Genomic DNA, 13,873 nt, shown 5'->3' with positions numbered 1-13,873 from the left:
CGCGTGGCGACATGGAAAACCGGATCAAGGATTGCCAGTTAGACCTGTTTGGCCACCGAGCCTCGGGCCATGCCTTCACAACCAACCAGACCCGGCTGATCTTGGCGGGTTTTGCCTACGTGTTGATGGCCCAGTTGCGGATGCGCGCCCTCCAGGGCACGGACTTGGCTAAAGCCGCGCCGAACACCATCCGGGAAAAGCTCCTCAAAATCGGCGCCCGGGTGATCATCTCGGTGCGACGGATCAAGATCGCCATGCCCGACGCCTGTCCGACCCAGGATATCTTCTTCACCGCTTGGCGCTGCCTGTCTCCTCCGTAAGCCACCCCTTCCCCACCGACATCACCGGAAAACAATCCCCTTCCCGTGGAAGGAAGATGTCGCATGTCTCCTTGATGACAGTTTTTCTTTTATTAGTTGTATCGCCGCGACCATATGCTCCTTTTTGCAACCAGCCCTACCCAGCCCGAAGACGGGGCTTCGGAAAATCCGGGGCCGGAGAGAAAAATCGGGCCGATAGGCCCTCCGAAAAAAGTCACGTGATTTTTCCGCCAACAACTGTCGGGGCACCAGATAGCCCGAATTGCTATCGGGATCCGAATAGGCGAAGATCCTGCCCCGCAGGTCCTCTAAGCTCGCCATGTCGCCATCGGCGCGCCCGATGATGTACGATTGATAGAGCGGCGCCCCGTTCCATAACGGCACCGCCAGGAGGTCCAGGTACTCTGGAGAACGAGGGCGGGAATAGGGATACCCGCAGATCCAGGCGAACTGGACATCGCCACGCTCCAGGAGTTCCATGACCTCGTGATAGGAACGCCTCTGCACGAAGACAACGGGACGGCCCAATCGCCTTTCCAGATAGGCCGCCCAGTCGGAAAAGAAAGCCAGGTTTTCCTTCACCACGACGGAGGTCAATCCGAACCGCGCGACAGGGGGAGCGGCCCCGCTCAAGGCAAAAGTCCGCTTCGCGGTGACGGTGGCGCACAAGGCGCCCCCAAGCGCCATGGCGGCGCGCCGGGTGAGAGCCTGACCCAATTCCTCCCTCCGTCCCGAAGACGGCGACCTCTCGCCTCTGAAGGGCGAATTGACGCCAGCATACCATGCCCGCCCAATCCGGGGAATGGCATAGGCGCGCCCCCATTTCGCGCCCCCGGTTACCAAACCGAAACACAAAAAAGACAGGATACAGGCCAACCACCTGATATTCTTCAACTTATCAAGATAAACAAGCCCACTAACCGCATGTAACGTTCTGGTAACCCCCGCGAGGGACAAACCAGGTATTCAAGTTGGTTTTTCAGTCTTCTCCCCCCTGGCAAGAAGCATGCAATGACGTCTCCCGACGCTCGACCGAAGGGGAGCGTCCAAGGGTCCAGCGGACCCCAAACACCAACAGGGAGAACGGACATGAAACGGTGTCGAACGATGATCGAGGTGGGGCGCAGGCAATTCCTCGCCGGATCGGCCGGAATGGTGGCGGCGGCTGGGACGACCATGATGACCCCCAGTACCGCGAAGGCCTCGCCGGCCCTGGCGCGGGTAACCTATCCCAGCCAGCGGCTGGCCAATCTGGTGGATCTGCGTGTCGATGAGCCGCTGGACATCACCTATCCGGACGCGGACAGCCCGGGTGTCCTGATCAAGCTGGGCAAGCTGGCGCTCAACGGTGTCGGTCCCGAAGGGGACATCGTCGCCTTCTCGACCCTCTGTCCCCACAAAGGATGGCCCCTGGCCTACGTGTCGGGCGAACAGGTTCTCAACTGTCCGGGGCATTTCTCCCGCTTCGACCCGGAGAAGGGGGGCCTGGAGATTTGGGGGCACGCGACCAGCAACCTGCCCCAGGTCCTGCTGCGGGTCGACGACAAGGGAGACATCCATGCCGAGGCGGTGGACGACCTGATCCACGGACGCCTGAGCAATGTGATGAGCTGAGAGGGAGCGGAAACCATGGCCTACAAACGCAATATCGACCGCCTTCCCATACCGCCACGGGACGCGAAGGTCCAGAATGTCACCTGCCACTACTGCATCGTCGGTTGCGGTTACAAGGCGATCAGCTGGCCGGTCAACCGCCAGGGCACCCCGGACGCCACCGGGAACCTGTTCGGCGTGAACCTCTCCGAGCAACAACCCCTGGAAACGGATGCCTGGTTCGCGCCCTCCATGTACAACATCGTCAAACAGAATGGCCGGGACGTCCATTTGGTCGTCAAGCCCGACCATGACTGCGTCGTGAATTCCGGCCTTGGCTCCATTCGTGGCGCCCGCATCGCCGAGATGTCCCCGTCGGAAACCACCGGCACCCAGCAGCGACGGCTGACCACGCCCCTGGTCTGGCGCTACGGAATGACGCAGCCCACCTCCTGGGAGGACGCCATCGGCCTAGTCGCCGAGGTGACACGCCGGGTGATCGAGGACCAGGGCGAGGATGGCCTGCTCGTCTCCGCCTTCGATCACGGCGGCGCGGGCGGCGGCTACGAGAACACCTGGGCCACGGGCAAGCTCTATTTCGAGAGCATGAAAATTCGCAACATTCGTATCCACAACCGACCGGCCTACAACTCGGAGGTCCACGGCCAACGGGACATGGGCATGAGCGAACTCAACAACGCCTATGAGGATGCCGAACTCTGCGACACCATCCTGGCCGTCGGAGCCAACCAGCTCGAAACCCAGACCAACTACTTCCTGAACCACTGGGTCCCCAACCTGCGGGGCGAAAGCCAAGGGAAGAAGGCCGAGATGATGCCCGGCGAGGCCCATCCCCCCACCCGCATGGTGGTGGTGGACCCCCGGCGAACCACGACCCTCAACGCCTGCGAGACCGTGGCGGGCAGGGAGAACGTGTTGCACTTGGCGATCCGCTCGGGCACCGACCTCGCCCTGTTCAACGCCCTCATGGGATATGTGGCGGACCAGGGATGGATCGACCGGGCCTTCATCGAGGCCCACACCAACGGTTTCGACGACATGCTTCCCAAGAACCGCATGTCCGTGGACGAGGCCGCGAACATCTGCGGCGTGGCCGCCGCCGACATCGTCAAGGCCGCCGAGTGGATCGCCCAACCCAAGGAGGACGGAGCGCGGCGCCGGACCTTCACCGGCTACGAAAAGGGCGTTATCTGGTCCAATGACAACTACCGCACCATCGCCGCCATCGCCGCCCTTTCCCTGGCGACCGGGAACATTGGACGGGAAGGCGGGGGATGTTGCCGCCTTGGCGGCCACCAGGAAGGGTACGTGCGGCCTTCCGACGCCCACGTCGGGCGGCCGGCGCCCTATGTGGACCAGTTGATCATCCAGGGGAAGGGGGGAATCCACCATGTCTGGGCCTGCGACCACTTCAAGACCACGCTGAACGCCTCCAAGTTCCAGCAGGCCTATAAGAAACGAACCGACCTGGTGAAGGACGCCATGTCGGCGGCCCCGGCGGGCGACCGGACCGCCCAGGTTGACGCCATCATGGAGGCCATCCGCCAGGGCGGCCTGTTCAGCCTGGACGTGGATATCGTGCCCACGGCCATTGGCGCCCATGCCCATGTGGTTCTGCCCGCCGCCACCTCGGGGGAGATGAACCTGACATCCATGAACGGCGAACGCCGCATGCGCCTGACCGAGCGCTACATTGTCTCATCGTCGCCGAGTTGGCCCGGGTCCTCGAAGCCTCCTGGCGGCGGGCGGGAAAGCCGGATGTGGCGGACAAGTTCAAGGGCTACGACTGGACCACGGAGGAAGATGCCTTCATGGACGGCTATCACAAGCACGCGGGCGGCGGAGAGGCATGTCACCTATGACCGGCTGCGCGCCATGGGCACCAATGGCTTTCACGAGCCGACGGTGGCGGTTGAAGGGGACAAGATCATCGGCACCCCGCGTCTCTACACGGACGGAGTGTTCAATACCGACGACGGGCGTGCCAAGTTCCTGGAAACCACCTGGAGAGGCCTCCAAGAGTCAAAAGCGAAGGAACGTGATCGTCATCGTTTCCTGATCAACAACGGTCGCACCAACCACGTCTGGCAGAATGCCTATCTCGATGTGGAGAACGAGTTCATTTCAGACCGCTGGCCCTATCCCTTCATCGAGATGAACCCCGAGGACATGGCCGAACTCGGTTTGAACGCGGGCGATCTGGTGGAGGTTCATAACACCAACGGTTCCACCCAGGCCATCGCCCAGCCGACGCCCACGGCCAAGCGGAACGAAACCTTCATGCTGTTCGGTTATCCCACGGGCGTGCAAGGCAACGTGGTCTCGGAAACGGTGAACGAACTGATCATTCCCGAATACAAGATCACCTGGGCCGATATCCGCAAGCTGGCGGACAAGCCAGAGACAACCGGCCACCTCTCCTTCAAATCCCCCCTATACAGGGAGGGATGAGGCGACACGGCCGGAACACATGTCCCGTGCTCCGGCCATCGCTTCTCTCCTCGGGTATCGTGAAAGCCAATCAGATCAACGCGTGGCACACCGTCTCGCCCCCCTCTCACTGAACAGAACCGTACCCAGGCTCGCAAGGGGTCCAACGGCGACAATACCCGCCAGCCCCTCGGACCGATGCCGACGACCAGCACCGTCGTCCAAGGTCGGAAAGCCGCTCGATGGGATGGCCGAGTTCACCGAAGCTTGGAGGAATTTCCAGGGCTCGGAACGGCTTTTATGTGTCATTTCTTTAATTTGATATTTCAATAATCATTGAATATTTATTCCTCATGGATACGGCACTCGCGGCGCGGCTGTTCGCCGCCATCGCACATGAAACACGGTTGGATATCGTTCTGCGGCTCGCCCAGGTGGGTGAACTGTCCGCCAGCGATCTGGCGGAATGCACGGGCCTGAAACTGCCCGCGTTGTCGTTCCACCTGAAGGACCTGAGAATGGCCGGATTGGTGGAAGGCCGCCGGAATGGCCAACGCATACTCTATTCGATCAGTTACGAGGCTTTCACCGCCCTGGCCGCCTTCCTGCCAAACGGAGGGATCCGGGGTTCGACCGAACCGGCCCCTTGGGAGCTCCTGACCATGACCACCGATGATCGCGTCTACAATGTGTTGTTCCTGTGCACCGGCAACTCGGCGCGCAGCATCATGGCCGAGTGTATCCTCAACCGCGAAGGAACTGGACGCTTCCGCGCCTTCAGCGCGGGCAGCAATCCCAGGGGTGCCATCGACCCCATCGCCAAGGCTCTTTTGGGTCGGAATAATTACTCCGTCGGCGAACTCCGCTCCAAAAGCTGGGATGAATTTTCGTTGCCGGATTCCCCCGCGATGGACTTTGTTTTCACCGTCTGTGACGACGCCGCGGGCGAGACTTGCCCTGTCTGGCCCGGACAGCCCATGACCGCCCATTGGGGCGTCCCCGACCCTGTTACCCATGAGGGGAACGAGACGGAAAAAACCCTGTTTACCGCCGACGTCTACCGGATGCTGGTGAACCGTATTTCCATCTTCTGCGCCCTTCCCCTGCGATCCCTGGACCGCCTGTCCCTGCAGAAGAAACTCGACCAGATCGGCCAAACCACTGACCGGGCCAGGATCGACGTCGCGTAGTTTCCCGTACCGCTGAAAAGGCCTCCTCCCATGACTCTTCGTATCGCCATCAACGGCCTCGGTCGCATGGGCAAGCTTGCCCTCAGGGCGGGGTGGTCCGATCCCACCCTATCCTTCGTCGCGGTCAACGAGATCAAGGGAGGGCCCGAAATCGCAGCCCATTTGCTTGAATTCGACAGCGTCCAAGGCCGTTGGCGCCACGATATCGACTGGACAAGGGACAGCCTCACGATTGATGGAACATCCCTCGCCTTCTCGGAGGCCTCCACACCAGAAGATATTCCGTGGACGGGTGACGACGTGGATTTGGTGATGGAGTGTTCGGGAAAATTCCTGACGGGAGAGCGCCTGCGCGCCTACCAAGAAAAAGGCATTCGCCATGTTCTGGTCAGCGCGCCGGTGAAAGACGGAAGCGCCCTCAATTTGGTTCATGGCGTCAACCAACACCTTTTCGATCCCGCAGTTCATTCCATCGTGACCGCGGCATCCTGCACCACCAACTGCTTGGCTCCGGTGGTTAAGGTCATTCACGAAAATCTCGGCATTGTCCACGGATCCATGACCACGATCCATGACGTGACCAATACCCAGGTGATGGTGGACAGTCCCCATAAGGACAAACGCCGTGCCCGTTCCGGTCTGAACGCCCTTATTCCAACCACGACCGGTTCGGCCACGGCGATTACGCTCATTTACCCCGAATTGAAGGGCAAACTAAACGGGCATGCCGTCCGTGTCCCGCTGCTCAACGCATCGCTCACGGACTGCGTCTTCGAAGTGGCCCGCGATACGACGGTTGAGGAAGTCAACGACCTGTTCCGCGTCGCCGCCTCCGGTCCTCTCATGGGAATCCTTGGAGTCGAGGAACGCCCCTTGGTCTCCACCGATTTCCTGGGTGACCCTCGTTCCTCCGTGATCGACGCGCCATCCACCATGGTCATCGACGGTCGGCAGGTGAAGGTCTACGCTTGGTATGATAACGAGTGGGGTTATGTGAATCGCATGGTCGATTTGGCGCGCCTCATTTTGAGTTCCACAAAATGACCTCCAAGAAGGAAGCAACGGGGATCGGTCAATACGCGGCGGTGACGGCGGCCTATTGGGGCTTCACCCTGACCGATGGCGCCTTGCGCATGTTGGTGTTGTTGCATTTCCACCGGCTGGGGTTCTCGCCGCTGGAACTGGCTTTCCTGTTTCTGCTGTACGAGGCCATGGGGGTCGTCACCAATCCAATTGGTGGCTGGATCGGCGCCCGTTTCGGTCTTCGGCTCACCTTGTTCACAGGGCTCGGTGTCCAGGTGGTGGCGCTGCTCGCCTTGTCACTGACCGACCCAGCTTGGACATTGGCACTCTCCGTGGCCTATGTGATGGGCTGTCAGGCTGCCTCCGGCATCGCCAAGGACCTCACCAAGATGTCGTCAAAGTCGGCGATCAAGGCGGTGGTTCCAACTCATGCCGAGGGAACTCTGTTTACCTGGGTGGCCTTGCTCACGGGCTCGAAGAACGCGCTCAAGGGCGTGGGCTTTTTCCTCGGCGGCCTACTCCTCGAACTCCTGGGCTTTCAAACAGCCCTTTGGTCCATGGCCGGAGCCCTCTGTCTGGTTTTACTGTTGGCCCTTTTGACGGTCCACGCCGACCTGGGCCGCGCCAAGGCTAAGATCCGAGGACGTGACCTATTCGCCAAAAGCCAGGAAATCAATTGGCTGTCAGCCGCCAGGGTGTTCCTGTTCGCCAGCCGTGACATTTGGTTCGTGGTCGGAGTTCCGGTTTTTCTATATTCCACGCTGGAATGGAGCTTCGATCAGGTCGGCGCCTTCATGGCGGCCTGGGTCATTGGCTACGGATTTATTCAGGCGGGTGCTCCACGCCTGCTTCGAAAGACCACCACCGTGGACCATGGAGCTCGCGCCGCCCGGATTTGGGCCGCGCTTCTGCTCATAACCACGGTGGGTTTGGCCTGGATCATGGCCAACCAACCACCGGGGCTTCACATGGGCTGGACACTGATCGTGGGCTTGCTGGTCTTCGGTACTGTTTTCGCCATGAATTCAGCGGTCCACAGTTGGTTGATCGTCGCCTATTCGGACTCCGACAAGGTGGCCTTGAATGTTGGTTTTTATTACATGGCCAACGCCTGGGGACGGCTGGCGGGAACCCTCCTATCGGGACTGGTGTACCAATGGGGTGGCCTGAGCGGAACCCTCTGGGGTTCGGCGATCCTGGTTGGCCTCGCCCTTGTTCTCACCCTTCCCTTGGCCAGCCCCAGCAAGACGGAGGAAGCTTCCACCTAAAACCCGTCGACAGGTCGGTTGGAAGTATTTCCCGCGCATCGATTCTCGAATTCCATGGGACGCCCGCCCGCGTCCAAGCCTACCTGACAACAATGTTCCAGGGTGGAGCGCAAAAGAAGGCGTCCCCTCCGCACTCTGGATTTCAAGGCTGGCAGACCGAGGCCAAGACAGCGCGCGGCCTCGGCCTGACGCATCCCTCGCCGGTCGACCAAATCCAGGACATCGCGGTAGGTCTTCGGCAGCTCCGCCAACAGGCATGTCGCGCAGGCGGCCATCTCCTCAAGCAATTCGGCGTCCGGTTCCAAAGGAAGGTCCGCCGCCACCATATCAAAGTCGTCCAACACGCTCTCCCGGCGTCTGGACCGCACCCGGTAGTAGTCGATGACGGCGCCCCGGGTAACACGATAGAGCCATGATTCCAGGCGTTCCACTCGACGCAGGTCCGGCAAGGCCGCCACCGCCTTGGTCAGTGCCGTTTGCACCACATTCTCCACGTCGGCCGGGTTGGCCACCCGGCGCCGGACGAAAGCCGTCAGCGCCGGGATGAACCGATTCCATTCGACCTCGGGACCCCTCGTGTTCTCCACGGTCAGACCCACTCCGTCAGCCGCAGCCGCACCCACAACCATCCCCCTTACCCCCCGTGGCACCTGCCTCGGGGCCAAAGAAGCGCTCCAGGTTGGCGGTCATCCCGAGGACACGCTCCGGGTCGGCCTCGCTCCTGGGGCCAGAGGACTGGCCTTCCAAGACGGCACTCAGGATCGCCTCCACCACCATGCCAACCGGCGCGGAAGAATGGCTTTCACCGTGCCAAGTCCAATGACGGCAATGCACGGCATCGTCACTGGCGCCCAGGTCGGTGCAGTCGCCGCAGGCACTCTCATGCATATCCGACTGAATATCCTTGCCGCCAATCCGAATGGTGGGAGAAGTCAGGAAGCCCAGTTCCTTCGCCTGGACAAGACTGGTCACATGGATTTTCGCGATCTTTGAACGAATGCCCAAGGCCGCCAAGGCGGGTTCCGTCGCGGACACGGCCATATCGAGAGCCTCTTCCGTTCCGCCACACCTTCCACATGTGTCTCGGTCGAGGAAGAGGAAATCGATGGAGAGGACATTTTCAGACAATTGAACGGTCATGATCAGGTTCCTTGATAAAAGCCATACTCCTCCTAAAAGACGATGACAGGCGGGAAAGGACGCATTTTCCGCGAAATATTTTCTTGAGCAATGTCCGAGCTAAGGTCTCATCCCTCAACGTGAAAGAGGGTGGTGAAGGCGCATTTCTCGCTTCCACCACCCCATGGGCCGTTCGGCAATTACTCCGCCAACGTGACGGCTAAGCTCGGTAAACTTATTCGGCCAACCATCCTTCCAGATCTTGCTCGGCGGGCAGCCCACCAGCGTGAACGACTTTTCCATCAACCACTACACCCGGCGTGGAGGCGATGCCGAACTTGGCGATTTCAGCGTAGTCGGTGACCTTCTCGATGCTCACCTCGATGCCCAGCTTTTCGGCGGCGGACTTGACCATGGCGGCGGTCGTCTCGCATCGCTTGCACCCAGGCCCCAGAACCTTGATAGCTTTCATGGCGATTTCTCCTTACGAAAACAAGATGTTAAACAGAAAGCCGACGGCCAGGATTCCCGTCCCCACCACACCGACAAAGACGGCGATCAGACGAACAGTGAGAACCTTCCGAAGGATGAGCATTTCCGGTAGAGACAGGGCGATCACGGACATCATGAACGCCAGAACCGTCCCTAGCGCGGCCCCCTTGTCCAGAAGGGCCTCGACAATGGGGATGACACCAGCGGCGTTGGTGTACATGGGAATACCGATAGCCACGGCCGCCGGAACCGACCACCAGGCGTCCGCACCCATGATCCGAGCCATGACATCGGCCGGAACATAGCCGTGGATTGCCGCGCCCAGGGCAATGCCCAAGACGATCCATTTCCAGACCTTGCCGACGATGTCCTTGACGGCGTCCCCCCCTTCTTTCAAGCGGTCGACCATGGTCAAGGCCCGATCGGGAACGACCTGTACTCCTCCGGTATGCAGATCCCTCACCCAGCCCTCGAGCCAGCCCTCCAACCGCAGATGCCCGATGACCCATCCGGCGACCACGGCGACACCCAGGCCGAAAACTAGGTAGATCAGGGCAACCTTCCAGCCAACGAGGCCGAAGAGGAGGCCCAAGGCCACTTCATTGACCATGGGCGCGGCGATCAGGAAGGAAAAGGTCACCCCCAAAGGCACGCCCGCAGACACAAAACCGATGAACAGGGGGATGGCGGAGCAGGAACAGAAGGGTGTCACGATGCCTAAACTAGCGGCCATGACATTCCCGACACCGGCGCGGCGTTCCGACAACAGAGCACGCGTTTTTTCCGGCGAAAAAAAGGACCGCACAACCCCCATGGCGAAGACAATCAGGGCAAGAAGCAGGACCACCTTTGGCGTGTCGTAGAAGAAGAAGGCAAGGGCATCACCCAAGGCACTAGTCCGTTCCACCGGAAGCTGGCTTACGAGCCACTCGGAAACAGGGATTAATTGGCTGTAGAGTCCTACCCATAGAACAAGAGCAGCCACTGTTCCAGCGTACCACTTCCATGCCGACATATCCTTGGGGGACTGAGTTCCCCCAGAATTGGCGTTTTGACCGACAGGAACTTCGCATCCTGTCTTCGCGTCACAACAGCTCATGCCGCGCTCCTTTCCTTGCTATCCATGGCATCCATCACCGCATCGACGACACGAAGGACATCCGCGCAAAGATCCGGGTTGCGGCGATAGCGCACCCACTGCGCGTCACGCCTATCGATGACCAGTCCGGCGGCCTTCAAAACTCCCATGTGACGGGACATCCGGGATTGGGTCGCATCGAGGGTCGCCATCAGTTCACAAACACAATGCTCCCCGCCATCCCAGATGATCCGCATGGCGCCCAGGCGGGTCGGCTCCGAAAGAGCCGAAAGGACTTGAACGACATCCATGGCGAATCCCCTATTTTCAGCATATGCGGTTATGCGCATAATATGATCAAAGCGTATCTCGGTCAATGAGCCTTCAAGCATCAGTGTTATCGCCTTCTCCAAAGGGAATGCCGCTCAGCCGCGGCATTCTCAAGGACGCTTCCCGGATTGAAAGGATGCAAGAAAAGGCCAAGCAAGGCTGGGCGCGCCTTCCCCCCTTTGGACGCATTGACGATCATGACCAGGGACAACATTCCGGGACCCAGATGAGATTGGCCACAACAGTTGCCAGCCTCGTTTGCCGGAGACGGTCATACCCGATCCTCCCCTTCGAAGGCAGGCGGACCGACAAACGGTTGGGTTTTATCGCTCCGCGGTTTTCTCCCCCTCCGCCTGGGCTGCTCCCCCTCATCGAAGTCGGGCAGATCCTCCTTCCGCGCCTTGACGAATGCGCGATCGCTGTCGAGGAACGCCTCCAGCATAAAGGGGATCAGATCGGCGACGGTCTCAGCTTCCCCGTAGGTGGCCTTGTACAGGGCGGCATAGTCCCGCAGGGCCTGCCCCAGATCGGCGTTGACGGAGAGGGTGATCTTCACCGGGGTGCGATCGGGGAGTTTTCCCAGTTTCAGATTGGCCATGGTCGGTCTCCTCATCCCTGGTAGGGGCGCAGTACAAGGTCGCGTTGAACAATCACCTGCAGCGGCCAGCCGGGGCGGATGGTGATGGTGGGTTGAATGTTCAGATTCTTCTCGGTGATCCGTTGCCCCGCGCGATTGACGTTAGACTGGGTGGATTCTCGGATCGCGCGAAGCAGGTCACTTTCGCCCTCACCGAAGGTCAGCTCGGAGCCCACGCCCAGCAAGGTGGCCAGGGCGATGCCCTTCACCAGACGCCAGGTGTGGTAGTCCACACCGTCCTCCAACCCGGCATAGCCCGCCGTGTCCGTGGCGGGGAGGTTGTCGATCTCGATGGAGGAACCGTCGGGCATGACGATCCGCCGCCAGACCAGCAGCGCCCGGGACTGGCCAAAGGCCACGACGCTGTCATAGGTGCCGATCAGCCGCGATCCCTGGGGGATCAGCAGGATCCTGCCCGTCACCGTGTCGTGGACGTTCTCGGTCACCTGGGCGACGACGAGGCCCGGCAGGTCGGAATTGATGCCGGTGATCAGGCTGGCGGCGATGACGCTGCCCGCCATCACCTGATAGGGGGACGCCGGGGTCTGGAGGGGATGGGGATTATAGATGCCGCCCCCATCCCGCTGGTTCAGGAAGTCGAGCTTGCGTTGCTGGTTGTTCTGGTCGCGCTGGGGATCGAGGGTCAGTTGGGAGCCCTCCGATACGGGGAAGGCCGATAGGTCCGGTTGACCGCCCTGCCCTGCCCCGACCTTCGTTGGCTGAGGCGTCCTCTGCTCGATGCGGAAGAAGACGCCCGCTTCCCGGGCCTGAATGGCCTGGCGCGCCAGGCGCTGTTCCGCTTCCGATGGCCCAGCGTCTTCCGGCATCAGTCCCTGGGCCTTTTGCTGGGCCAAGATCGGGCGGCCCAGGTCGCCGGGTAAAGGCGGCCCCAGTTCGGGCGCCTCTGGCTTGATCTCCGAATAATCCCCTGGCAAGGCGGCGAGACCGTCCGGCGTTGGCGCCCTGCCCGTCTGGAGGAGGTCCACGGAGGTTTGTCCCTGTCGAAAGGACGGCGCCTGCAGGGCCAAGAGCGCCAGCCCCAGTACTCCCGCCGCGGCGATGGCGGTGCCGCCAATCACCACGCCCTTGCGGAAGCGCGTCACCCGGGGCTTGGGACCGCCGCGCAAATCGAGCTTGGTCATCGGCCCGCCTCCCGGCCATCGGTGCGGGTGATGCGCACCACCTGCTGGGGATCGGTGCCCAGCCGCAGTTCGGCGGCGGCGAAGAGACGGTCGACGATGTAGTAAGACCCCCGCATGCGGTAGTTCACCAGGGCCGCCTCCCCGTCCGCGCCCACCACGAAGAGGGGCGGCGCCTCGCCCTGGTCGATGCGGCGGGGGAAGGCGATGTAGACCTTGTGGCCGTCGTCGAAGACCCGGGTCGGTTTCCAGGGCGGGCTGTCACCGGAGATCGCGTAGCGGAAGTGAAGGCTGTCCACGGCCACATTGGGGGCAATCGGCGCCGCGACCTCGGCGGCGGCATTGCGGCGGTTCAGGGCCAGCAGTTGGTCCCGGGGGTAGGTCCAGGAGAGCGCCGCCATGGCGGTGGTCTCGGTGCTGAGTAGGTGCAGGTGATAGGCCCGCCGGTCGGTGGTGATCACCAGATTGGTGGTCAGGTCCGGGGCAAAGGGTTTTACGAGCACATGGGTGCGCTCGGAGGAACCCGAACCGCTGACCGTGTCGCCGATCACCCAGCGCACCGTATCACCGGCGGAGACGGCGGTCAGGGTCTCCCCGGGCTGGAGGGCGATGTCCGTCACCCGCTCCGGCGCGGCGTAGATCTGGTAGAGCGCACCTTCCGCATAGGGATAGACCTGCATGGCGTTGATGTAGCCATGCTTGGTCGGCTCTTGTGTGGCGGCCTTGTTGGCGGCATCGACCCGTTCTTCCGGCGGACGGGTGTCCTTCGTTGAGGAACCGGGCAGTGGCCGGAGTTGTCCTGGCAGGGGCAGAACCTTGGGCACCTCAACGACGGTCACGGGGCGCGGTGGTTCCGCCTCCATCTGAGCGGGCCGGAACTCTTCGCTATCATAGGAAATCACCGGGGGCGGTGCCTTGCCCGCGCAGGCGGCCAACGCCAGGGCCGACGCGGAGAGGATCAGGGGGGCTTTCATGGCGTGCTCTCCTTTGTGGGGTCGGGAGCCGGACCGGGCGCGCTCGTATCGAGGTCCCGCGACCAGTCGATGGCGGTGACGAAGAGGCCCAGCGGATTGGCCCGCAGTTGCTCCACCGAACGCGGCGTTCTCAGGGTGATGGAGAGGATGGCGGTCCAGCGCTCCGTGCCCTTCAGGCCGCCGCGCTCGAAGACCCGTTCGGTCCAGGCCACCTGGAAGGATCGGTCCGAGGCCCGCACCACGCTGGTCACCTGGACGG

General features: G+C 61.6%; 17 protein-coding genes and 1 pseudogene. 7 read left to right on the top strand and 11 right to left on the bottom strand.

Annotated features, from left to right (window positions below; genetic code table 11):
• A partial coding sequence (locus tag ACLIRY_RS25905) for a transposase (RefSeq protein WP_413208319.1) occupies nucleotides 1-320 on the top strand: 320 nt, incomplete at its 5' end.
• A 21-nt stretch (nucleotides 321-341) separates the two neighbouring features.
• Here the strand turns inward: ACLIRY_RS25905 and ACLIRY_RS25900 are convergent.
• Entirely contained in the window at nucleotides 342-1,037 is a 696-nt protein-coding gene (locus ACLIRY_RS25900) for a PhnD/SsuA/transferrin family substrate-binding protein (RefSeq protein ID WP_413208318.1), read from the bottom strand.
• Nucleotides 1,038-1,409: 372 nt separating this feature from the next.
• Between ACLIRY_RS25900 and ACLIRY_RS25895 the strand changes: the two genes are divergently transcribed.
• The gene (locus ACLIRY_RS25895) at nucleotides 1,410-1,934 is read left to right on the top strand and encodes an arsenate reductase (azurin) small subunit (protein ID WP_413208317.1); all 525 of its coding nucleotides are present in this window, start codon (nucleotides 1,410-1,412) and stop codon (nucleotides 1,932-1,934) included.
• 15 nt (nucleotides 1,935-1,949) lie between these two features.
• Nucleotides 1,950-4,385, top strand: coding sequence for an arsenate reductase (azurin) large subunit (locus ACLIRY_RS25890; RefSeq protein WP_413208316.1), 2,436 nt, complete (start codon nucleotides 1,950-1,952; stop codon nucleotides 4,383-4,385).
• Between the two features lie 75 nt (nucleotides 4,386-4,460).
• On the opposite strand, the gene ACLIRY_RS25885 is transcribed toward ACLIRY_RS25890, so the two are convergent.
• Complete coding sequence (locus ACLIRY_RS25885) at nucleotides 4,461-4,673, bottom strand: hypothetical protein (protein ID WP_413208315.1); 213 nt, start codon at nucleotides 4,671-4,673, stop codon at nucleotides 4,461-4,463.
• Between the two features lie 44 nt (nucleotides 4,674-4,717).
• On the opposite strand from ACLIRY_RS25885, the pseudogene ACLIRY_RS25880 reads away from it, so the two are divergent.
• The 4 genes and pseudogenes from ACLIRY_RS25880 to arsJ form a co-directional block, all read left to right on the top strand.
• A pseudogene (locus ACLIRY_RS25880) lies at nucleotides 4,718-4,948 on the top strand (ArsR/SmtB family transcription factor); the annotation flags it as partial.
• 78 nt (nucleotides 4,949-5,026) lie between these two features.
• The gene (locus tag ACLIRY_RS25875) at nucleotides 5,027-5,554 is read left to right on the top strand and encodes an arsenate reductase ArsC (RefSeq protein WP_413208320.1); all 528 of its coding nucleotides are present in this window, start codon (nucleotides 5,027-5,029) and stop codon (nucleotides 5,552-5,554) included.
• Between the two features lie 30 nt (nucleotides 5,555-5,584).
• Nucleotides 5,585-6,598 (top strand): ArsJ-associated glyceraldehyde-3-phosphate dehydrogenase, encoded by a 1,014-nt coding sequence (locus ACLIRY_RS25870; protein ID WP_413208314.1) that lies wholly within the window; start codon nucleotides 5,585-5,587, stop codon nucleotides 6,596-6,598.
• Nucleotides 6,595-7,845, top strand: a complete 1,251-nt coding sequence (arsJ, locus tag ACLIRY_RS25865; RefSeq protein ID WP_413208313.1) for an organoarsenical effux MFS transporter ArsJ — start codon at nucleotides 6,595-6,597, stop codon at nucleotides 7,843-7,845. The genes ACLIRY_RS25870 and arsJ overlap by 4 nt, the downstream gene beginning before the upstream one ends.
• Here the strand turns inward: arsJ and ACLIRY_RS25860 are convergent.
• The 9 genes from ACLIRY_RS25860 to ACLIRY_RS25820 form a co-directional block, all read right to left on the bottom strand.
• On the bottom strand, nucleotides 7,842-8,474 hold the full coding sequence (locus ACLIRY_RS25860; RefSeq protein ID WP_413208312.1) for a sigma-70 family RNA polymerase sigma factor: 633 nt from the start codon (nucleotides 8,472-8,474) through the stop codon (nucleotides 7,842-7,844). The two genes, arsJ and ACLIRY_RS25860, sit on opposite strands and share 4 nt — an antisense overlap.
• A complete protein-coding gene (locus ACLIRY_RS25855) occupies nucleotides 8,449-8,985 on the bottom strand; it encodes a DUF2703 domain-containing protein (protein ID WP_413208311.1) in 537 nt (178 codons plus the stop codon). Before ACLIRY_RS25855 ends, ACLIRY_RS25860 begins: the two co-directional genes overlap by 26 nt.
• A 214-nt stretch (nucleotides 8,986-9,199) precedes the next feature.
• Nucleotides 9,200-9,436 (bottom strand): thioredoxin family protein, encoded by a 237-nt coding sequence (locus ACLIRY_RS25850; protein ID WP_413208310.1) that lies wholly within the window; start codon nucleotides 9,434-9,436, stop codon nucleotides 9,200-9,202.
• A gap of 12 nt (nucleotides 9,437-9,448) precedes the next feature.
• Entirely contained in the window at nucleotides 9,449-10,345 is an 897-nt protein-coding gene (locus tag ACLIRY_RS25845; RefSeq protein WP_413208309.1) for a permease, read from the bottom strand.
• Nucleotides 10,346-10,551: 206 nt separating this feature from the next.
• Nucleotides 10,552-10,845, bottom strand: coding sequence for an ArsR/SmtB family transcription factor (locus ACLIRY_RS25840; protein WP_413208308.1), 294 nt, complete (start codon nucleotides 10,843-10,845; stop codon nucleotides 10,552-10,554).
• A gap of 290 nt (nucleotides 10,846-11,135) precedes the next feature.
• Nucleotides 11,136-11,462, bottom strand: a complete 327-nt coding sequence (locus ACLIRY_RS25835) for a DUF2274 domain-containing protein (protein WP_413208307.1) — start codon at nucleotides 11,460-11,462, stop codon at nucleotides 11,136-11,138.
• An 11-nt stretch (nucleotides 11,463-11,473) separates the two neighbouring features.
• A complete protein-coding gene (locus tag ACLIRY_RS25830; RefSeq protein WP_413208306.1) occupies nucleotides 11,474-12,643 on the bottom strand; it encodes a TrbI/VirB10 family protein in 1,170 nt (389 codons plus the stop codon).
• Nucleotides 12,640-13,614, bottom strand: coding sequence for a P-type conjugative transfer protein TrbG (gene trbG / locus ACLIRY_RS25825; protein ID WP_413208305.1), 975 nt, complete (start codon nucleotides 13,612-13,614; stop codon nucleotides 12,640-12,642). Before trbG ends, ACLIRY_RS25830 begins: the two co-directional genes overlap by 4 nt.
• A partial coding sequence (locus ACLIRY_RS25820; RefSeq protein ID WP_413208304.1) for a VirB8/TrbF family protein occupies nucleotides 13,611-13,873 on the bottom strand: 263 nt, incomplete at its 5' end. The genes trbG and ACLIRY_RS25820, both read right to left, overlap by 4 nt.

The organism is Rhodospirillum sp. A1_3_36, from assembly GCF_047263945.1.
Taxonomy (GTDB): domain Bacteria; phylum Pseudomonadota; class Alphaproteobacteria; order Rhodospirillales; family Rhodospirillaceae; genus Rhodospirillum.
This window is presented reverse-complemented; position numbering and strand designations above follow the sequence as displayed.

Coding starts and splice junctions, on each gene's coding strand:
- ACLIRY_RS25895 (WP_413208317.1), top strand. CDS start 1,410: ATGAAACGGTGTCGAACGATGATCGAGGTGGGGCGCAGGCAATTCCTC.
- ACLIRY_RS25890 (WP_413208316.1), top strand. CDS start 1,950: ATGGCCTACAAACGCAATATCGACCGCCTTCCCATACCGCCACGGGAC.
- ACLIRY_RS25885 (WP_413208315.1), bottom strand. CDS start 4,673: ATGACACATAAAAGCCGTTCCGAGCCCTGGAAATTCCTCCAAGCTTCG.
- ACLIRY_RS25875 (WP_413208320.1), top strand. CDS start 5,027: ATGACCACCGATGATCGCGTCTACAATGTGTTGTTCCTGTGCACCGGC.
- ACLIRY_RS25870 (WP_413208314.1), top strand. CDS start 5,585: ATGACTCTTCGTATCGCCATCAACGGCCTCGGTCGCATGGGCAAGCTT.
- arsJ (WP_413208313.1), top strand. CDS start 6,595: ATGACCTCCAAGAAGGAAGCAACGGGGATCGGTCAATACGCGGCGGTG.
- ACLIRY_RS25860 (WP_413208312.1), bottom strand. CDS start 8,474: ATGGTTGTGGGTGCGGCTGCGGCTGACGGAGTGGGTCTGACCGTGGAG.
- ACLIRY_RS25855 (WP_413208311.1), bottom strand. CDS start 8,985: ATGACCGTTCAATTGTCTGAAAATGTCCTCTCCATCGATTTCCTCTTC.
- ACLIRY_RS25850 (WP_413208310.1), bottom strand. CDS start 9,436: ATGAAAGCTATCAAGGTTCTGGGGCCTGGGTGCAAGCGATGCGAGACG.
- ACLIRY_RS25840 (WP_413208308.1), bottom strand. CDS start 10,845: ATGGATGTCGTTCAAGTCCTTTCGGCTCTTTCGGAGCCGACCCGCCTG.
- ACLIRY_RS25835 (WP_413208307.1), bottom strand. CDS start 11,462: ATGGCCAATCTGAAACTGGGAAAACTCCCCGATCGCACCCCGGTGAAG.
- ACLIRY_RS25830 (WP_413208306.1), bottom strand. CDS start 12,643: ATGACCAAGCTCGATTTGCGCGGCGGTCCCAAGCCCCGGGTGACGCGC.
- trbG (WP_413208305.1), bottom strand. CDS start 13,614: ATGAAAGCCCCCCTGATCCTCTCCGCGTCGGCCCTGGCGTTGGCCGCC.